Source organism: Nostoc sp. FACHB-190, assembly GCF_014696905.1.
In the GTDB taxonomy this organism is placed as follows: domain Bacteria; phylum Cyanobacteriota; class Cyanobacteriia; order Cyanobacteriales; family Nostocaceae; genus Nostoc_B.
Map to the genome: position 1 here is coordinate 33,958 of NZ_JACJQW010000013.1, position 19,975 is coordinate 53,932.

18 protein-coding genes and 1 pseudogene are annotated in these 19,975 nt (G+C 41.2%); 13 read left to right on the forward strand and 6 right to left on the reverse strand.

Translation table 11 applies throughout. The features are described 5' to 3' along the window. Positions 1 to 28 precede the first annotated feature (28 nt). Positions 29 to 676 carry a Uma2 family endonuclease gene (locus tag H6G28_RS15870; RefSeq protein WP_190591208.1) on the forward strand — a complete coding sequence of 216 codons (648 nt, stop codon included), beginning with the start codon at positions 29 to 31 and terminating at the stop codon, positions 674 to 676. 192 nt (positions 677 to 868) lie between these two features. Here the strand turns inward: H6G28_RS15870 and H6G28_RS15875 are convergent, their stop codons facing one another. Both H6G28_RS15875 and glpX read right to left on the reverse strand, forming a co-directional pair. Further along, positions 869 to 2,155 carry a glutamyl-tRNA reductase gene (locus H6G28_RS15875; protein ID WP_190591210.1) on the reverse strand — a complete coding sequence of 429 codons (1,287 nt, stop codon included), beginning with the start codon at positions 2,153 to 2,155 and terminating at the stop codon, positions 869 to 871. Positions 2,156 to 2,264: 109 nt separating this feature from the next. Beyond that, positions 2,265 to 3,302 carry a class II fructose-bisphosphatase gene (gene glpX, locus H6G28_RS15880; protein ID WP_190591212.1) on the reverse strand — a complete coding sequence of 346 codons (1,038 nt, stop codon included), beginning with the start codon at positions 3,300 to 3,302 and terminating at the stop codon, positions 2,265 to 2,267. Positions 3,303 to 3,896: 594 nt separating this feature from the next. On the opposite strand from glpX, the gene grxC reads away from it, so the two are divergent. From grxC to H6G28_RS15900, 4 genes and pseudogenes are all read left to right on the forward strand, one after another. Next, positions 3,897 to 4,208, forward strand: a complete 312-nt coding sequence (gene grxC, locus H6G28_RS15885; RefSeq protein WP_190672080.1) for a glutaredoxin 3 — start codon at positions 3,897 to 3,899, stop codon at positions 4,206 to 4,208. 90 nt (positions 4,209 to 4,298) lie between these two features. Next, positions 4,299 to 4,469 (forward strand): hypothetical protein, encoded by a 171-nt coding sequence (locus tag H6G28_RS37670; protein WP_313949933.1) that lies wholly within the window; start codon positions 4,299 to 4,301, stop codon positions 4,467 to 4,469. A gap of 232 nt (positions 4,470 to 4,701) precedes the next feature. Then, positions 4,702 to 4,995 (forward strand): hypothetical protein, encoded by a 294-nt coding sequence (locus H6G28_RS15895; RefSeq protein WP_190672083.1) that lies wholly within the window; start codon positions 4,702 to 4,704, stop codon positions 4,993 to 4,995. Positions 4,996 to 4,999: 4 nt separating this feature from the next. Then, positions 5,000 to 5,401, forward strand: a pseudogene (locus H6G28_RS15900) (type II toxin-antitoxin system VapC family toxin). A gap of 34 nt (positions 5,402 to 5,435) precedes the next feature. Here H6G28_RS15900 and H6G28_RS15905 read toward each other — a convergent pair. Then, entirely contained in the window at positions 5,436 to 5,660 is a 225-nt protein-coding gene (locus tag H6G28_RS15905) for a type II toxin-antitoxin system MqsA family antitoxin (RefSeq protein ID WP_190591226.1), read from the reverse strand. A gap of 291 nt (positions 5,661 to 5,951) precedes the next feature. On the opposite strand from H6G28_RS15905, the gene H6G28_RS15910 reads away from it, so the two are divergent. Beyond that, positions 5,952 to 6,236, forward strand: coding sequence for a hypothetical protein (locus tag H6G28_RS15910; RefSeq protein ID WP_190591227.1), 285 nt, complete (start codon positions 5,952 to 5,954; stop codon positions 6,234 to 6,236). Positions 6,237 to 6,931: 695 nt separating this feature from the next. On the opposite strand, the gene H6G28_RS15915 is transcribed toward H6G28_RS15910, so the two are convergent. Then, positions 6,932 to 7,207 carry a hypothetical protein gene (locus tag H6G28_RS15915; RefSeq protein WP_190591230.1) on the reverse strand — a complete coding sequence of 92 codons (276 nt, stop codon included), beginning with the start codon at positions 7,205 to 7,207 and terminating at the stop codon, positions 6,932 to 6,934. Positions 7,208 to 7,621: 414 nt separating this feature from the next. Between H6G28_RS15915 and H6G28_RS15920 the strand changes: the two genes are divergently transcribed. From H6G28_RS15920 to H6G28_RS15935, 4 genes are all read left to right on the forward strand, one after another. Beyond that, entirely contained in the window at positions 7,622 to 8,608 is a 987-nt protein-coding gene (locus H6G28_RS15920; RefSeq protein ID WP_190672086.1) for a phosphate/phosphite/phosphonate ABC transporter substrate-binding protein, read from the forward strand. Positions 8,609 to 8,842: 234 nt separating this feature from the next. Beyond that, entirely contained in the window at positions 8,843 to 9,568 is a 726-nt protein-coding gene (locus H6G28_RS15925) for a phosphonate ABC transporter ATP-binding protein (protein ID WP_190591232.1), read from the forward strand. After that, positions 9,562 to 10,347 carry a phosphonate ABC transporter, permease protein PhnE gene (phnE, locus tag H6G28_RS15930; RefSeq protein WP_190591233.1) on the forward strand — a complete coding sequence of 262 codons (786 nt, stop codon included), beginning with the start codon at positions 9,562 to 9,564 and terminating at the stop codon, positions 10,345 to 10,347. The genes H6G28_RS15925 and phnE overlap by 7 nt, the downstream gene beginning before the upstream one ends. Positions 10,348 to 10,478: 131 nt before the next feature. Then, positions 10,479 to 11,117 (forward strand): hypothetical protein, encoded by a 639-nt coding sequence (locus H6G28_RS15935; protein ID WP_190672089.1) that lies wholly within the window; start codon positions 10,479 to 10,481, stop codon positions 11,115 to 11,117. Positions 11,118 to 11,854: 737 nt separating this feature from the next. On the opposite strand, the gene H6G28_RS15940 is transcribed toward H6G28_RS15935, so the two are convergent. Both H6G28_RS15940 and H6G28_RS15945 read right to left on the reverse strand, forming a co-directional pair. Then, positions 11,855 to 12,526, reverse strand: a complete 672-nt coding sequence (locus tag H6G28_RS15940) for a (2Fe-2S) ferredoxin domain-containing protein (protein WP_190672092.1) — start codon at positions 12,524 to 12,526, stop codon at positions 11,855 to 11,857. Between the two features lie 81 nt (positions 12,527 to 12,607). Then, positions 12,608 to 12,862, reverse strand: a complete 255-nt coding sequence (locus tag H6G28_RS15945) for an Asr1405/Asl0597 family protein (RefSeq protein WP_190591236.1) — start codon at positions 12,860 to 12,862, stop codon at positions 12,608 to 12,610. Between the two features lie 815 nt (positions 12,863 to 13,677). On the opposite strand from H6G28_RS15945, the gene dpsA reads away from it, so the two are divergent. The 3 genes from dpsA (at position 13,678) to H6G28_RS15960 (ending at position 19,824) form a co-directional block, all read left to right on the forward strand. Continuing rightward, complete coding sequence (dpsA, locus tag H6G28_RS15950; protein WP_190672094.1) at positions 13,678 to 14,232, forward strand: DNA starvation/stress protection protein DpsA; 555 nt, start codon at positions 13,678 to 13,680, stop codon at positions 14,230 to 14,232. Between the two features lie 588 nt (positions 14,233 to 14,820). Next, a complete protein-coding gene (gene carB, locus H6G28_RS15955) occupies positions 14,821 to 18,108 on the forward strand; it encodes a carbamoyl-phosphate synthase large subunit (protein WP_190591238.1) in 3,288 nt (1,095 codons plus the stop codon). Between the two features lie 714 nt (positions 18,109 to 18,822). Further along, positions 18,823 to 19,824, forward strand: coding sequence for an RNA polymerase sigma factor, RpoD/SigA family (locus H6G28_RS15960; protein ID WP_190591239.1), 1,002 nt, complete (start codon positions 18,823 to 18,825; stop codon positions 19,822 to 19,824). Positions 19,825 to 19,975: the final 151 nt, after the last annotated feature.

Sequence of the window (19,975 nt, forward strand, 5' to 3'; positions counted from 1 at the left end):
GTAATATAATATTTCCCTTGTTGAAATTATGACTACTGTTATTCGCGTTGCAAAACCTGTTAGTCAATTGCAATTGGCTCCTGGTAGTACAGTGACGATACCTGATGTCAGTTGGTCAGAGTTTGAAGCGATTTTGGCGGAATTGGGACACAAGCGGCGTTCCAGAGTAGCTTACAGCCAGGGTACTTTAGAAATTATGGTTCCTTTACCTGAACATGAAATACCCAGAGACCTGCTTTCAGATATTGTCAAAATATTGCTAAAGGTAAAAGGTCTGAGATATCAACCTTTTGGTTCGACTACTTTTAAAAGGGAAGGTGTCGCCGGCGTTGAACCCGACGCTTGCTTTTACATCCAAAATTATCAGCGCATGATTGGTCGTCGTCGCTTGGAACCAGACGACCCACCACCGGATTTAGCAATTCAATCGGATGTTACTTCTAAAACTAAACTTGATGCTTATGCAGCCGTTGGCGTGCCGGAACTTTGGGTTTATGATAACGGCACACTAAAAATTTATCTATTGCGTGATGGAATTTATTTAGTTTCTGATTACAGTCCTCTGTTTGAAGATATCCCAATCAAGCAAGTCATTCCTACTTTTGTAGAACGTGCTTGGCAAGTTGGGAATCTGCAAGCATTAGAAGAGTTTGAAGTGGCGATCGCAAATGGATGACACTTCGGTATAAATATTACACAAGTCGAATTACCCCCCTTAATCCCCCCTTGGAAAGGGGGGAAACAGTAAAATCTAGTAGTTCCCTCCCCTTTCCAAGGGGAGGGTTAGGGTGGGGTAATTCAAAGGTTGGTAGTAATTTAATGACTTGTGTGTACACGGTAGCCCCTAAACCCCTACACCCTCAATTTATTAACCAAACTGCTGTTCAACATCCAAGTTAAACAACATTTGTAAGGTTTGCATACAGCGCCTTCTGGCCTCTACATCCTGCTGCGCTCGTAATTGCACCATTGGATCATGTAAAATTTTGTTAACGATGCCTCGTGTTAAAGCCTCAATGACTTCTTGATGTTTGTCACCAAATTCCGAACCTAACCGCGATAAAGCTTTTTCCAATTCTTGCTCACGGATGGTTTCGATTTTATTTCGCAGACAGCTAATAGTAGTTACAGTTTCTAAACTGCGCCACCACACATCAAAAGCTTCGACTTCTTCATCTAAAAGTTTTTCGGCTTCTTGAGCCATTTTGCGGCGGCTTTCGTAGTTCTGTGCAACGACGGCTTTTAAATCATCGACGTTAAACGCTTGGACATGCGCCAATTCATTTACATCTGAGTGAACGTTACGCGGCACAGAAATATCAAATAACATTAAAGGACGGCCAGGTTCTAAGACTACTTCTAACTTGGCACGGTCAAGTATTGGCTCGGTTGCCGATGTACTTGTAAATACTAAATCACTTTCGGCAATTACAGTCATCATTTCCCCAAGTAGGTGGGTGCGGATGGGGTGTTCTGAGAATTGCTGTGCTAATTCTGCGGCGCGATCGCGGGAACGATTCACAATACTAATTTGTGTCGCACCTTTAGAAACTAAATGCTGTACCAACAACCGCGACATTTTGCCAGCACCGAGAATTGCCACGCGACAAGCTGCCAAATTATCTACTTTGATTTGTGCCAATTCCACAGCCGCCGAACTAATAGAGACTGCACCAGTACCAATACTGGTTTCGGTGCGGACTCGCTTACCAGCTGTAATTGCTTGTTTAAATAACCGATTCAAAATTGTTTTTATACCGTTGTATTGCTGCCCCAGTTTATGAGTATTCTTCACCTGAGCCAGAATTTGACCTTCGCCGAGGACTAAACTATCTAAACCTGCGGCGACGCGCATAATGTGCATCACAGCATCTTCGTGCAGCAATACAAACAAGTGTTGTCTTAAAGAAGTTACAGGTAATTTGCTGTGTTCTGAAAGAAATTGAGTAACTTCGCGCACACCTTGGTCAGTTTCGCTGGCGACAATGTAAATTTCCAGACGGTTGCAAGTGCTGAGTATGGCTACTTCGTCAATGTGGGGATAACTAGTTAAATTAGCGATCGCACTTTCAGTTTGTGGTTCTGGAATACTCAGCTTTTCTCTAACTTCGACTGGGGCTGTTTTATGGCTTAACCCCACCACTGCAATATTCATTTCTTATCAACAATTAATAATGGGTTATTAACAATTGGGGAGTTGTGAGTGGTGAGTGGGGAGTAGGTTTTTTCTACTTCCTACTCCCTACTCCCTACTCCCTGAGTCTTTAGTGCAATTGCAGAGTCTTAGGCTGGTCGAACATGTGGATTGTATCGACGAATCTAGCTGTCTTAGACTGGCTAGAAATGACCAAGCTTTGAGTTCTTGCACCACCGTGGAAGAACCGAACACCGTTCATCAAGTTACCAGAGGTAATACCGCAAGCAGCAAATAGAACATTTTCACCAGATGCAAGCTCATGAGCATCGTAGACCTTATCGGGGTCAGTGATGTTCATAGACTTCAAACGCTCAATGTTAGCTTCTTTGCTTTCTCCAATTAGACCTGTTTTGACTACTGCTGGATCGTAGATCAATTGGCCTTGGAAATGTCCACCCATAGCTCGCATAGCCGCCGCAGAAATCACACCTTCAGGTGCAGCACCAATACCCATGAGTGCATGAATATTAGTTCCCGCAAAACCACAAGATATTGCAGCGCCTACGTCACCATCAGAAATGAGTTGGACTCTAGCGCCAGCATCGCGGATTTCTTTAATCAAGTCGTTGTGGCGTTCGCGCTTCATGACGACTACTACGAGTTCATCAATTGAGCGATCTAGACACTCGGAGAGAATTTTGAGGTTTTCGGTGGCTGACTTGTTGATGTCTACCTTACCTTTAGCGGCTGGAGGTGCTGCGAGTTTCTTCATGTAGAAGTCAGGTGCAGCAAACAAGCCACCTTTTTCCGAAATTGCCAACACAGCCATTGATCCAGGCTGTCCGTAGGCTACCAAGTTTGTACCTTCGCAGGGGTCTACGGCGATGTCAATTTCGACTAATTCATCTGGATTACACAATTCTTTGGCATCTTCACGGGTACAGATACCAACTTCTTCACCGATATACAGCATAGGAGCGTCATCACGTTCCCCTTCCCCAATCACGATGCGACCGCGCATATAGATTTTATTCATGCGCTCCCGCATAGCTTCTACTGCTACTTGGTCAGCTGTATTCTTTTCGCCCTTACCCATCCACTTTGCAGATGCGATCGCGGCTTGTTCTACTACCTCAATAATTTCTAACCCAAGCGTATTTTCCACAGAGTCCCCCTCTCAACTGCTCTCTATTGCGTTATTTCATCTAGCCATTTCAGTTTTCAAGTCTACCAAAGTGCCGATACCTATGGAAAATAGTATTGACTCACACAATTGTTAATTTTTGCTGCTAATTGATATCAATCTATACCAGTAACGCAAAAATACAGTTCTTTTGTACTGATAATATAGAAAGATTAACTGAACTTATGAAATCCCTCAATAGATTACCGCACAAGACTTTAAGACAAACTGATCAATTTTAATATGATTTCTCAATCATTCAGTCGGTATAATAAATATCCTTTTGTGGTGTGTGCATATAACTAGAGCAAGTCACAAAAACTGCGTATAAGTTGACGAAAAAAATTAGCTACAACAGCAATTCATCTCATCACCTACTCCCGACAAATAAAATTGAACCCGCACGGCCAATAACTGAGCGCAGCGCCGCCCTGAGCCTGTCGTTCGCGTAGCGTCTCCGGCAGGAGAAGGGTCGAAGTTGGTCACTGAGCGAAGCCGAAGTGCAACAACTCCACCCCCCCCCCGTTATAAGATGTCAATAAATTCATCCCTCAACTCATCAACACTTCACACTATATGTTGGACTTCCTCAACCCGCTTCTCGGTCGCCATCCCGAAAAAATTAAAGCTAACGTCGAAATATACACTTGGCAAACCTGCCCCTACTGCATCCGTGCCAAAATGCTGTTGTGGTGGAAAGGCGTAAACTTCACCGAATATAAAATTGACGGTGACGAAGCCGCTAGAGCCAAAATGGCAGAACGTTCAAACGGTCGTCGTACAGTCCCGCAAATTTTCATCAATAATCAACACATCGGTGGTTGTGATGACATTTATGAGTTAGATACTAAAGGTCAACTCGACCCATTATTAACTCAGACGGTATAACGGTATAAATACTATCTTTCGTTCCCGCATAAAAAAGCCAGGATTAATTAAATAATCTAGCCAAAATTTGCAATTGAACAGGAAGATTTTATGGATAAGATTGCTCAGGAGAAAGATATAGCGATCGCGCGGATGTCAAAAATTGTTGACAATTTAATTCAAGGTAATAATTTATATGAAGAAAGGTTGCAAAAAAGAGAAATAATGCAGCATTACTTTGCTGGACAAATTTTCTCCAGAAACCATCAAATCAATTTCTGATGATGAATTAAAACATAGACTTGATAGCATTTTAGTATTAGAAGCAGTTTCAGGAACATTAAATGATTTGACACCAGAGCAAATAGAAAAATTTGATGTTGCCGTTAATGGAAGATAGTTGTAATAAAAAAGATAAGTAATATCAGATTGCTGGATGTACCGCAACATTGGCTTATTGCAGAACCCCGAAAAGCATTAACTAATTGAATAAAGAATACTAAAGGTAATGAGTATGTTAGAAGTTACAAATTATCATCAAGAATTGGCTGTGCGAATAGCAAGAATATTAGATAAATTATTTAAAAATAATAGTTTATATTTGGTAAGATTAAACAAAAAAGAAATGATAGGAACTTTGGTGGAAACTTTTGCCAAGTTTACTCCTGAAGAAATGCGGATAATTAAAGATGATGATTTAACAGAAAGAATTAATAGTATTCTTGTTTTAGAAGCCGTCTCAGGAACACTAAATGAATTGACTCCTGAGCAAATAGCAATTTTTGATGCAGTTGTAGAAGGTAAATAATAAGGTGGCTTATTTACTTGATACAAATATAGTTACCTATATTCTTAAGAGAAATCAAATTATAGATAGTAAAATTCGGTAATTAAGGCGACTCAAACAAGATATTTTTATTAGTTGTATAACTTACTATGAGATAAAAAGAGGTCTTTTGGCTATTAATGCTACAAGACAGTTAGTCGATTTCAAGCAATTTTGTGAATTTTATCCAGTTTTATTAATAGATGATCTAGAAATTATTGAAACTGCCTGTAAAATTCAAGTTGATTTAAAGAGCAGAGGTCATCGTTTAGAAGATGCAGATATTTTAATTGCTGCTACTGCGATCGCACGAGGTTTAATTCTAGTTTCTCACGATTCTGATTTGCAGCGAATACAAGGATTAAACCTAGAAAATTGGCTATCATAGCAGTAGTCAATATACTGATGATCACAACAATTCCTTACGCTACATATCGTAAAATTTCCACCTCCGCACCTTTATTAACAGCTTCCTCTGCACGTTGTAAAACTTCTTCGCTGACAACAGCACTTAAATAATATTCACCACAATTATTACAAACTTGTGCTGGTACACCTTTGAGAATAACAATGGTATTATCTCGCTCTAAAGTCACTGTCACTAGTCCAGGCTGAGTATTGCCGTGTTTACATATAACGCATTGCATAGATTCAATACCTTTATTTTCGTTTTCTAAAGTTATCTGTCCATAAATTTGAGTCAGGGATATAAGCTGTAACTACATAGCCAGTATCGCTAACTTCATCATAAGATTTTTATGCCCTATTGTAGCCTTGCCACGCCAGTAGGGTGTGTTCCGGCTATGCAATGATTTCAGAACTGAAAAGAGTGAGAATCAGCCTTAATGCACCATCTTTCTAGGCTAGTTAAGTTAAATTACACAGTAAGTTTTACTATTTAAGTATAAAATAGTGATGTATTCAATTGCCATAAACCCATGATACCAGCATCAGTTAAACCCTCATCTTGGCTAGAAAAAGGGATTCAAATTGAAAAAGTCAATAGTGTGAATCTGTTTAAATTGACAGATGAATTACAAGACCGAATGCAAGAACTTGTCGATAAAAAATTAGCTGATTCTTTGACACCAAAGGAAGCCTCTGAACTAGAAGCAATTGGCGACTTAATTTTTATTGTTACTTATATTAATGGGCAGATTGTTTCTGCTGTACAAGAATCTCAAGATACTGAAACTTGGGAACAAAAACTAGACAAAAACTAGTACAACAAGGCAAAAGTAAAAAGGTGAGCCATTGCGGTGGACGGGTTTCCCGGCATAAAGCAAATGGTGAACCCGAAGGGCAAAAGTAAAAATAAAAAATAACGATACTAGAAGCCTTTTCGCAATTTCTTATGGTCTGTTTATTTACGCCGACCTTTACTAGATATTGTCAAAGCATTTTGTTTATATAAAAAGACAAACAATATACTTTTTGCTGTGAAGGCGAACAACCGCTATAGTTGTGAACTTAAAGTCTAACCCCTGCCCCGCAAGGAACTTAAGTTCCTTGCTCATAGCAAAAGTCATCTGAAGATGACTCAGTACGCCTAAAATTTCTTATACCAATTCTGTATGAAGATACACTGAATTAAAGAACGAACCACAAAGGGCGCATAGACGCGATAGCGGCTTCCCGAAGGGTAGAACGCAAAGAAAGAAGAGATAAAAGATTAAGTGCAGCCTCACATAGAATTGTTATTAGTCTACTTGAGTAGACTTGAGCTATTAGCCTGGAACTTGAGTTCAAGGCGGGTTACGCAGCCAACATCGACTTTTTATCCTCTGCTGGTAAACCTTCACTGGCAAGGTTACTCATAATTTTTGCTAATAGAAGAATGATGATTGTTGATATTTTATCGTTTAAATTCTACTGATTCAAATACCCGACTTTGCAAAGAAAGCCGGGTATTTAACTATTACGTTAAAATTTGCCGGATTAAAATACTCATGACTTCATCGGCGTTTCCGGTTGGTAATAGTGGACTCCAGTCGCCAACGCTGGCGTAGCCAATTACCTGTAAGCGGTGAATGGTGTTGGTGACGGCTTTGGGAGAACCCATTAACAAATGCTTGATTGGTTCTCGATGGGAAACTGGTGGTTGGGTTGGTTGGCTGCGGATGGTTTGATTTAAGTCTTCTTCACGCAGATATTGTTCTAGTTTTGACTGGGCAGGCTGTTGTAATTGTGTCATGATGAATTTGTAATCGTAGTAGGGTTACATAAAGGCGATCGCAAACTCTGGCCGGAGAACGATCGCCTTTATTCTGTAGTAGGGTTTAGATAAGAGCGATCGCAAACTCTGTTTGGAGGGCGATCGCTTTTATCATGATTTTATCTTAAAGTATAATTTTATACTTGTCAAGCATAAGTGAAAAAATCTTTAGCTAATCAAACGCCCCTAGAAAACCCTGTCTTTCTGACTGCTGAATTTTTGTTGAAAAGTGGATTAAAAACCTGCTGGTTGCTATATCGATGATTCATCTTTATATGTAGTCACAAACAGTTCATATTGACTTTTATTCCTAAAAGTTTTAGATTCATTTGTTGAAGTATTTGAAACTTTTTATCAAAAATACTGCTAATAGTTCCTAACGGGGAGTGAAAAATGAGTGTGAGTAAAAAGGGTGTGTTGAGTGCTGGTGTTGCCTTTGCGGCGCTGACAGGTTTGGTGGCTGGCAGTTTTGGGGCGATGCGGACGATTGATGCTAATACTAATGTTATGCCTCATCAACAAGCGCCTAACTTACTTGCCCAAGCTAGAAGATTAAACAATTTAACGATAATTTTTCCCAGTCGTTCTGACTCCACAGATTTGCAAAATAAAGCCAATGCTGTAGCCAGATTTCTCTCGAACGAGTTAAAAATTCCCGTGAAAGCCCAAATTGGTGATGATACGGCGGCGGTGGAAGCTTTGAGAGCAAATCGCGCTGATGTCGCATTTCTGAGCAGTCGTCCGGCGTTGAAAGCGGAACAGTTAGCAAATGCAAAGTTGTACCTCGCAGAAGTCCGCGACAATTACTCTGGAAGATACACCTATAATTCAATATTTGTTGTTCCCAACAATAGCTCTTTAAAAACTAGAAATACGGCTCAAGCAACTCTGGGACAATTGCGGGGTAAGCGCATCGCCTTTACTTCCCCAACTTCTGGTTCAGGGTTTGTTTTCCCGGTGAGTGAATTGGTGAAACAGGGATTTGTCCCCAACCGCGATCGCCTCGATGGTTTCTTCGGTCAAGTAGCTTATGGTGGTAATTACAGCAAAGCTTTACAAGCTGTGGTGCGTGGTCAAGCTGATGTAGCGGCTGTGTCTGAGTATGCACTGTTCCCTCCGTACATCACCGCCCAAGAAAGAAGTCAGTTGCGCGTACTGTATAAAATCTCCGGTGTTCCCGCCCACGGTATCGCTATTGATGATGATGTCCCAGTCCAAGACAGAGAAAGATTAATTAACGCTTTACTCAAGTTAAATCAATCACAAAATAACCAACTCCTACGTAACTTATACAATTCCACCGAATTGGTGAGAGTTGATCATAACCGTCACTTGTCCCCAGTTCGCACCGCCTTGTCTCGCATTGGAATTGCACCTTAAGAGTGCTGGGTGCTGAGTGCTGAGTGCTGAGTTAAGGACAATTGTAGGTTGGGTGAAGCGATAGCGAAACCCAACATTCTCGCTTTTGAAAAATACGTCCAGAAGGAGGACAAGGAAGACAAGGAAGACAAGGGAGATAGACATATATTTTTTTGCATATAGCCCCAAAGAATAAAACTTCGTTGGGGCTAGACGAGAACATCCCCTGACATCCTTACACCCCTTAAAAAATCGATGAATGATTTTGTAATTGAATGTCATAACTTAGAAACAGCCTACACCGCATCTTTGAATCGTCCTATTTTGAATGGCATTAATTGTCAGATAAAACAGGGCGAGTTTGTGGTTTTACTGGGACTGAATGGTGCGGGTAAATCAACATTACTGCGATCGCTGATTGGGTTAGTTCCTTACACCAAGGGAGAAATTAAAATCAATGGTGTAACTATGACACCCCGCACACTGGTGCAGATTCGCCGTCATGTGGGAATGATATTTCAGGGCGGTGGGTTAATTCGGCAGTTGTCCGCCATTGATAATGTATTGTGTGGCAGACTGGGCGTGAGGACAACTTGGCAGACATTGTTTGGTTTTCCAGGACGCGATCGCAACTTAGCAATGGATTTACTTGCACAGTTGGGTTTAAAAGAACAAGCCTATCAAAAAACCAGTCAACTCAGTGGGGGACAACAACAACGAGTTGCGATCGCCCGTGCATTAATTCAATCACCGCAGATACTTTTAGCTGATGAACCAATTACAGGTTTAGATGTTGTTGCCTGTCAACAGGTGATGGAAACTTTATCAGAACTGCACCAGCAAGGAATGACGATTGTCACAGTTTTGCATGATTTAGGTATAGCTGCAAAATACGGACAACGTGCGATCGTCTTAGATGCTGGACGCATTGTTTACGACGGAATTTGTGAAAACCTGCAAGCCCAATTTGTCCAATGTTAAATCTCAAGACTCTTCGCCGTTATCCTTGGATTAGTCCCTTACTCATCCTATTAATTACAGTTGTAGTTTATACATGGGCTTTGCAAGGTATCAAAGTCGATTTTGAATTGCTAACCTCTAGCTGGCCTTACATCACCGACTTTGTATCTCGCCTATTCCCCCCAGATACCACGGTTATAGATATAGCAATTAAAGCACTCATAGAAACAGTGCAGATGTCTTTGTGGGGAACTACCGTTGGTGCAATTTTATCTTTACCCATTGCGGTAGCGAGTGCTAGTAACGTTGCGCCTCGTTGGTTGCAATGGTTAGCCAACTTACTCCAAAATGCTGTACGTTCCGTTCCTTCCATCATTTTAGGTTTGATTTTCGTCGCCGCCACTGGTTTAGGCGCACCAGCCGGAACTTTAGCCTTAGCTATATACACCATTGGCTATTTAGCAAAGTTCTATCAACAAGCCATTGAAGCCGTCAACGCCAAATCTTTAGAATCTTTAGAAGTCATGGGTGCATCAAGATTTCAGATTGTGCAGTATGGCATTTTACCCCAAGTTTTACCCTTGGGTTTAGGCTACACCTTATGGATGTTTGAATATAACATCCGCGCCGCTTCAGTATTAGGTGTAGTTGGCGCTGGTGGAATTGGCTTTCAATTAAAGAGTTATATTGATGGTTTTGAATACAACAAAGCCACAACGATGATGTTAGTGCTGTTGGTGGTTGTGACTGTAATTGATACCTTTAGTAGTAAATTACGTCAGCGCCTAGATTCGATGTAGCTTTTACTTGGGAATACTGGTAGTAGTGGGCGATCATACTCTTAACAATTCTTGAAACAAGTATCGTATTGCTGCTGAGGTAGTTAGCACTTGTAGGAGTGATGCTGTAACAAGACTTGCTGAGTGCATTTATGAAAAAAAATATCCAAATTTGCATATTTATTACAATTTTGACTGCTGGTTGTAATTCAGCTACTCAGCCCCAAGCTAGTACAGCGTCTATCCAAACACCTGTACCTATAGAAAATAGTACAACAATGGAACCAATCACAACAAACACAGCATCTGACCTTATACCAATTCAATCGGTAGCACAAGCACAGTCTAGACCTCAATTCTGTCAAATTTACGATGGCAATCTTAACCAATATGTTTCAGGGTACAACATCGACAATCTTAATCAGCCAACTCCTACGCCATATCGTCCATTTATTCACAACTATCAAGCCTATAAAATAACTGAGCAATTAATAGCTAAACCGTTGTTTTATACTGCTCTTACAGATGGTAATATTGTTTCCGCATTTCAACTTAAAGGTATATACGGAAACTTATTAATCACCGATAAAGATGTGGTAGTTCAACACATTAAACATTCTCCAATAAATTCTTATGCTGAAGTGTTGGGGCTTTGTATAAATGGTTCATTTGTGCCTCCCCAAAAACAGGAATTTTACAACATTGTTGACTTACCGCAGAATACCCAATCAGCATTACAGGAAGCCCATTTTGGTATAACTACAGAACAAACAGGTAGGATGTTCAAGTAGGCGCAACTATACTCTTAACTATATAAAGAATGCTAGGTTGGATTGAGCGATCATAAAACTCAACAAAACTAACAGCTAAATTACAAATTACGAATTATGGCAACGAGGCGTATAGACTGACGTACTACCATCGCTACGTTTAATAGCTGTAGGGTGCTTCAGATACCAGAATTTTGGATATCATCTCTAACTTTATCGTTCTGATGCACCCTACTTAACCTAACTATAAACTTGGCGGATTGATATTGGGTAGGTCAATCTTTGGTAAAGGTGCGGGTGGTTCTGGAATAAGCTTTTTTCGTTGTGTGGGAGGGTTTCTGAATTTAAAATTGTCTAAATTCTTAAATCCAAAATTATCGCCATAGTTTTTCTTTTTACCCATAGGTTTTCACTTTAACTAGTATCTATATACTATAATAACTTCCCTAAGTAAGATCGCCATCTTCTGTAGATGCTAATTTGAGCGATCGCACTAACTGTTGATTTATGATCAAGGTTAAAACAGAGGACTTGAGTGAATACAAACCTTTACAGACAGGAAAAAATAATTAACCGCAGATGAAAGCAGACCAACGCGGATGAATTTGTATTCTACCCAAGTAAAAATCGCTATAAATAACTACCCACTAACATATTAAAAATTAAATAACCCAGCTATAACTCTTGCATCTTTTTTGTCAAAGTTATAGCCAAGTTTAAAGGAAACACACTAATCTGCCGACTTCATGATTTTCTCATTAAATTGCAGAAATTTTTGCAGAAACTTTATTGAAATTAGAGATATTTATTTGTAATAGTTCTGAACTTTCAGTTTGCTTATCTTCTGGCTGTGGTGCAAAGTGCTTATCCATCACAGAAGCAACTTCAGAAGGTTGAATCCGGTTATAGCGGGTTTTATCAGGCATGACTACATTGGGGCCTGCTTTGCAGTTTTTCATACAACCTGTACCTTTGATGGTAACTTGGTCTTCTAGGCCGCGATCGCTCAATGCAGCCTCAAATGCTTGACAAACTGCTTTACCGCCACGTTTCCAACAGTCTGACTTTTGACACATTAAAATTGTCTGCTTCGTCTTTGCAGATTTAACCTTAGCAGCAGTATCCGCAGGCGGTTCCTGTAATGCAACTCTACCTAAATCAGCACTCGCAGCCATTACCCGTTCAGCTTTGAGTGTAAACTCTCTTTTTTTCTCATCATATTTTTTAGTACCAACCACTTGCAGCCAAGTACCTTTAGGTAAGCGCCAATCAAAAGCAGCCCTCAAGGGTTTCGCCAGCTTGACATAGCATTCACCCTCAGAAGTCTCTAAATTTAAACCTTTGAGCTTATAACCATCTTTAATAACAAAATCTATAAATCTGCCTTCTAAGCAAAATTCCGTAATTGATTGACTGTAGATTATACCCATATTTTTTACCCTAATTTCTTACCGACTAAGTTTGTTCTAACCACGTAATAGCTGTCAGACATCTGTCTTTGGCTATGAATTTCAATAGTGACTTTGCCAGCTATTCTCAAGAATCTGAATTAGTTCTGGGCGACAAGCGAAAAACCGTTGCATCACACACCAAAACTGCACCATTGCTAAAGGATGAGCAATTTCCACTTGCAATGGTTGGTTAGCCTCACAAAAACAGGGAATATCTAGCTCATTTAGACGTTGATAGACTTGCCAACGGTCTGCCCAATTAATTTCTACTACGTACTTTTGGTCTATTTCTGAACCGGAACTAAACGATTTCAAGAGACGAACCCTCAAAGCGCGACGAATTTGCAGTAACTAGCCTGCCTTGGCTCCCCGATTTTGCCAATCTGGGGATCACAGCTTCTTTAAATAAGAATAACCTAAGTGCGAACAATTCTCAGTTATTTTTAGGTAAAAATATGAAAGTTTCTCATTAACTGGAGGTTAAAAATTAGCTCAAACCCTTATGTCATCAAGCTTTGACGTGATGGAAAATTTGTAAAAATTTAATAATCTTTTAGGAATTACGTAGTGGGGAGGTGTGGGGAGGGTGGGGGGAAAGATTTCTTTAGCATCCTTACACCGTTCGGCTGACGCTCACGGCGAAGCCCTAAACCCTTTCACCCTTACACCCAATCTCTACAGATAATCTTTGTGCGTAAAGCTTATTTATTGATACCCAGTCATAATCAACTGGGTATTAAGTAAGAGCAATAGTAAATAGTCTGCTTTAACTCAGTGTTGCTACTGGGAAAGACTGAACAATGTGCAGGGAAATTAGGCTCAAACCCTCTTCAGTTCTGCTTCTGGGCTTTTGAGTTCTACCTTTTCCTGAATGTCTTTCTTGTTTCCTTTACTGCATGAATTTCTTAATTAGCAATTTCTCCTATTAGTAAATATTTCTACAATCTCTCGATATAAGCCTTAAGAAATAGTTCAAGATTGATATGCTAAAAAGCAAAAATTTGCAATTATCGCCACAAAAAATTTTAGAAATTTATGATATTCTTTGGACTTGCTTTTATTTTCTGAATGTTAATATGTAAAAACTAAGCGGTTAAAAACTATAAACTGCAAAAATAGCGAGGAGAACCATGTCTGATACACAAACTTTGGTACAAAATTTCGGTCAAGTTTATGACAACCCTGTATTGTTAGACCGCAGTGTTACGGCTCCAGTTACAGAAGGACTAAACGTTGTCTTAGCTAGTTTTCAGGCACTTTACTTGCAGTATCAAAAACATCATTTTGTTGTAGAGGGTGCAGAGTTTTACTCTTTGCATGAGTTTTTTAACGATAGTTACAACGAAGTCCAAGACCATGTTCATGAAATTGGTGAAAGACTTAACGGTTTAGGTGGTGTACCGGCTGCGTCTTTCAGCAAATTAGCAGAATTAACTTGTTTTGAGCAAGAATCTGATGGTGTATATTCTTCCCGCAAAATGGTAGAAAATGACCTAGCTGCCGAACAAGCTATTATTAATGTGATTCGCCGCCAAGCCGCACAGGCAGAGAGTTTGGGCGACCGTGGTACACGCTATATGTACGAAAAAATTCTGTTGAAGACCGAAGAAAGAGCTTATCATTTAGCTCATTTCTTGGCAAAAGACAGCTTAACTTTGGGTTTTGTTCAACCTGCTCAAAACTAGAAATCTCATTATCTAGTTCAGTCTTTATATGGTTGCAGCAAAATCTCATAGTACAGAATATTAAGAGAAGGTAAAAAATGACAGAGAGGCAATCAGTATCTCTGTCATTTTTTATTCAGATACACAAAAAATCACAAGAAAAAATAATTCTTTAGTTAGATATTAAAAATTATTGGCAATTAAGTAAATGATAAATACTTTTATTTAAGAAATATTGTGTGTCTTGTTAAATATTTATATCAGCCGGAAAATTATACTTAAATAATTAGAGTATGTAGCAGTTTAGATAAAAATTATTTGCGGGTAATTGCGAATTTACTTTTTGAGAATTAGTTAAAACTGTCAACACAGAAAAACGGGATACCGCGTTAGTCAAGACAAGTAAGATACATAAGATAGTAAAAGAGATATATTCATCAATAGTCATTCGTCGATACTCATTTGTTCTCTGTATATCCTGGTTTTCTTACTTTCTTTTCGCTAGCGGCGAAGATTTAACCCGGAAAACTTGATAATAAACAAGATGACTGAGGGCAAAGACCCTTAAAATAATCAGGATTTGTATTTTCTTACTCCAACCCCAAGACTATGCCCCGCCGTCAAGACCTGAAAAAAATACTACTGTTAGGATCTGGCCCAATTGTGATTGGGCAAGCCTGTGAATTTGACTACTCTGGAACCCAAGCCTGTAAAGCATTACGAGAAGAAGGCTATGAGGTGGTGTTGGTCAATTCCAATCCTGCCACAATTATGACTGACCCGGAAACGGCCGATCGCACTTATATTGAGCCGTTAACACCAGAATTAGTCGCTAAAGTCATCGCTAAAGAACGTCCAGATGCTTTACTCCCAACAATGGGGGGACAAACTGCCCTCAACCTCGCCGTTGCCTTAGCTAAAAACGGTGTCTTAGATCAATATAATGTGGAATTGATCGGGGCAAAGTTAGACGCGATCGAAAAAGCGGAAGACCGGAAGCTATTTAATGAGGCGATGGCGAAAATCGGTGTGAAAGTATGCCCCAGTGGTACAGCCTCATCTTTAGAAGAATCCAAAGCGATCGCTCGTAAAATTGGCAGTTATCCCCTAATTATCCGTCCTGCCTTTACAATGGGGGGGACTGGTGGTGGTATTGCCTACAACCAAGAAGAATTTGAAGAAATGGCACAGGTGGGGATTGATGCGAGTCCGGTATCGCAAATTCTCATTGACCAATCCCTCCTCGGCTGGAAAGAATATGAATTAGAAGTAATGCGCGATTTGGCAGATAACGTGGTGATTATCTGTTCTATCGAAAACCTCGACCCGATGGGGATTCATACAGGTGACTCCATCACCGTTGCACCCGCCCAAACCCTCACCGACAAGGAATATCAACGGTTGCGGGATATGTCGATTAAAATCATCCGCGAGATTGGGGTAGAAACTGGCGGTTCTAATATTCAGTTCGCTGTTAACCCAGTGACTGGGGATGTGGTGGTAATTGAAATGAACCCCCGTGTATCTCGCAGTTCGGCGTTGGCTTCTAAAGCTACAGGTTTCCCGATAGCCAAAATGGCGGCGAAGTTAGCCGTTGGTTACACCTTAGACGAAATTAAAAACGACATCACCAAAAAAACCCCCGCCTCCTTTGAACCGACAATAGATTATGTAGTTACCAAAATTCCCCGCTTCGCCTTTGAAAAATTCCCCGGTTCGGAACCAGTGCTAACCACACAGATGAAATCAGTCGGGGAAGCGATGGCGATAGGGCGCACCTTTAACGAATCTTTCCAAAAGGCGCTGCGTTCTTTAGAAACCGGACGCGCGGGATGGGGTTGTGACAAAGCCGAAAAATTACCCAGTGGCGAACAAATCCGCGCTTTGTTGCGGACACCGAATCCCGATCGCATTTTTGCTGTGCGTCACGCTATGCAAGTAGGGCTAACTATTGAGGAAATCTATGAACTTACAGGGATTGACCCTTGGTTTTTAGATAAAATGCAGCAGTTGTTGGAAACTGAAAAATTTATCAAGCGCACCCCGTTAAAGCAATTGACAAAAGAACAAATGTATGCTGTCAAGCGGGAAGGTTATAGCGATCGCCAAATTGCTTTCGCCACCAAAACCACAGAAGATGAAGTTAGGGCATACCGTCAAGAGTTGGGAGTCATACCAGTTTATAAAACTGTTGATACTTGCGCGGCTGAGTTTGAAGCGTTTACCCCTTACTATTATTCCACCTACGAAGAAGAAACCGAAGTTTTACCTTCCGAGAAACCCAAGGTGATGATTTTGGGTGGCGGCCCGAACCGTATCGGTCAAGGAATTGAGTTTGACTATTGTTGCTGTCACGCTGCTTATGCTTTAAAAGGTGCAGGCTATGAAACCATCATGGTCAACTCTAACCCAGAGACAGTTTCTACTGATTACGATACTAGCGATCGCCTTTACTTTGAGCCATTAACCAAAGAAGATGTTCTCAACATCATCGAAGCCGAAAACCCCGTGGGAATCATTGTCCAATTCGGCGGACAAACACCTCTGAAATTAGCACTACCTCTGCAAAAGTATTTGCAGGGAGTAGATGCTTCCCAACTCCCCACTCCCCACTCCCCAATCCCCAAAATTTGGGGTACATCCCCCGATTCCATCGACACAGCCGAAGATAGAGAACGGTTTGAGAAGATTCTCCAGCAATTAAATATCGCTCAACCACCAAATGGAATTGCGCGGAGTTATGAAGATGCGTTGATTGTGGCTAGACGCATTGGTTATCCAGTCGTGGTGCGTCCTAGCTATGTGTTGGGTGGACGGGCGATGGAAATTGTCTACTCTGATACAGAATTAGAACGCTACATGACCTTTGCGGTACAAGTAGAGCCAGAACATCCCATCTTAATTGATAAGTTCTTAGAAAATGCCATCGAAGTCGATGTAGATGCGATCGCTGATCATACCGGACGGGTGGTGATTGGTGGCATCATGGAACACATCGAACAAGCCGGAATCCACTCTGGCGACTCTGCTTGTTCTTTACCTTCAATTTCTCTCCCCCCCGCCGTTCTCAATCAAATTCGTTCTTGGACTGTGCAACTAGCGCAAGCACTTTCGGTGGTGGGGTTGATGAATATTCAGTTTGCGGTGGTGGGTGCTGGTTCCTACTCTCCCCAAATCTACATTCTCGAAGCTAACCCCCGCGCTTCCCGGACTGTACCTTTTGTTTCTAAAGCTACAGGTGTGCAGTTGGCGAAACTGGCATCATTAATTATGTCGGGTAAAACTCTGGAGGAGTTAAACTTTACAGAAGAAGTCATACCTTCACATATTGCCGTCAAAGAAGCAGTTTTACCCTTTAATAAATTTCCTGGTACAGATACAATATTAGGCCCGGAGATGCGCTCGACTGGTGAGGTGATGGGCATCGACAGCGACTTTGGCCGCGCCTTTGCCAAGGCAGAATTAGCTGCTGGTGAGCGTTTACCCCTAACTGGTACTGTATTTGTATCCATGAGCGATCGCGACAAAGCCTTAGCCGTTCCCGTAGTCAAGGAGTTTATTGACCTAGGCTTTACTGTGATGGCGACTTTCGGCACACGCCAAGTACTTCAAGAAAATAACTTAAAGGTTGAGTTGGTGCTGAAACTCCACGAAGGCCGTCCCCACGTCCTGGATGCAATTAAAAACCAGAGGATTCAACTCATCATCAACACACCTTCTGGTGAAGAAGCGCAAACCGATGCTAAACTCATCCGCCGCACAGCCTTAGCTTACAAAATCCCGATTATTACTACCATTGCTGGTGCTAAAGCCACCGTCGCCGCTATCCGTTCTCTGCAAAATACGACTTTAGACGTAAAAGGCATCCAAGAATATTGTATGAAGCGAGAGCCGTAATTCTGCCCGGCGTGGCACTTAATTTAACTGGAGTATGAGGGGTTTGGAGGCAGTGTAAAGATTTCACTTGTCTCCTACCCTTTTTTCATGAATCTGCTTTAAGCAGTATTTACAAGGAAAATTAAGTAATTATTATAGAAGAAACCTTATGGTTCATATTGAGATATTTTAACAAATATGAGTAAACTAATTTTTCTCTCTGCGAATTTTTATTAACTGGCAAGTGCGATCGCCCTCATCCCATCTCAAGCAATTATACTCATTCCAAATACTTGCCAAACAATTGATTGATAGGAGTCTCAGCCCAAAACCACAAATTCATAATTTTTGCCTACCTATTGACCACAGTCTATGGTTCTCATTGTTGCTGTACGAGGGATAAAGCTCGATCAACCACTGTGTTGAGGCTATTACAATCATTCTCAAATTCAATCGTTTTCAGCCTGTGGGGCTTTGCAATCTTTTTAATAAATGTTACAATTATTAACAAAGTTTAAAGATGTAAGGTGTTGTTCTAGCTACTCTTATCTATCCGTAGATACTTGTACAATCTCAGAAAAAACTGTAACGTCTAGCAGTTAATAGCCTAATTTGATTAATAAAATCTGCCGCCCGTAACGGAAGCGTAAATCGTAAACCATATCATGTGTTCCCAAGTCAATTGGGCAGCACCTCAACAAACATCTATTTATCAGTTATCTACTAGTTAGTTGAATGACTACAGCAATCAACCCCCCAACATCACCAATCAGTAGCGCCGTCAAGACGGCCCCGACAGCTACAGACCTCGTGCGGACTTATCTGCGTGAGATTGGCCGTGTACCCCTGTTAACCCATGAAGAAGAAATTCGCTACGGTAAACAGGTGCAGCGTTCAACTGCTTTACAAGAACTTCGAGAATCTTTAGCTGGCAAGTTAGGTCATGAACCCACATTAGAAGAATGGGCGAAGGAAGCCAAGCTAGATACAACCGAATTGAACAAAGCGATCGCCGAGGGTGAAATTGCGAAACGTAAAATGGTCGAAGCCAATTTGCGCTTAGTCGTATCTGTCGCCAAGAAATACATCAAGCGCAATGTAGACCTACTTGACCTGATCCAAGAAGGTAGCATTGGAATGCAACGGGGTGTAGAAAAATTTGACCCCACCAAAGGTTATCGGTTTTCTACCTATGCTTACTGGTGGATTCGCCAAGCAATTACGCGGGCGATCGCCGAAAAAGCCCGTACCATTCGCCTACCCATTCACATCACCGAAAAACTCAATAAAATCAAAAAAGCCCAGCGTCAGTTATCGCAAAAACTCGGACGCGCCCCTTCAGTCGGCGAATTAGCCCAAGAACTAGACCTAACTCCCAAACAAGTCAGAGAATACCTCGAAAAAGCCCGTTTACCCCTTTCCTTAGATTTGCGCTTGGGAGACAACTACGACACTGAACTTGGAGAAATGCTAGAAGATCCTGGTGCTTCTCCCGAAGAGTTTGTTATGCAAACCTCCCTCTCATCGGATTTAGAACGAGTCATGGCGGAACTCACCCCCCAACAGCGAGAAGTCATCACCTTGCGCTTTGGGTTGATTGACGGTCAAGCCTTAACCTTGGCCAGAATCGGTGAAATCTTAAACATCAGCCGTGAACGAGTCCGCCAAATTGAACGGGAAGCCTTAAACAAACTCCGCAAATCCAAAGCCACCATGAATGAGTATTTGGCGAGTTAGTTCTTTGTCATTTGTCCTTGGTTATTAGTAGCAGGACTTACGCATCAAAATTTTCTGTGGGGATTGGGTGTGAGGGTGAAAGGGTTTTGAATACTTACACCCTTATACCCTCATACCCCTGCACCCTGTTCTAAAACCTTATTTTCTCGTT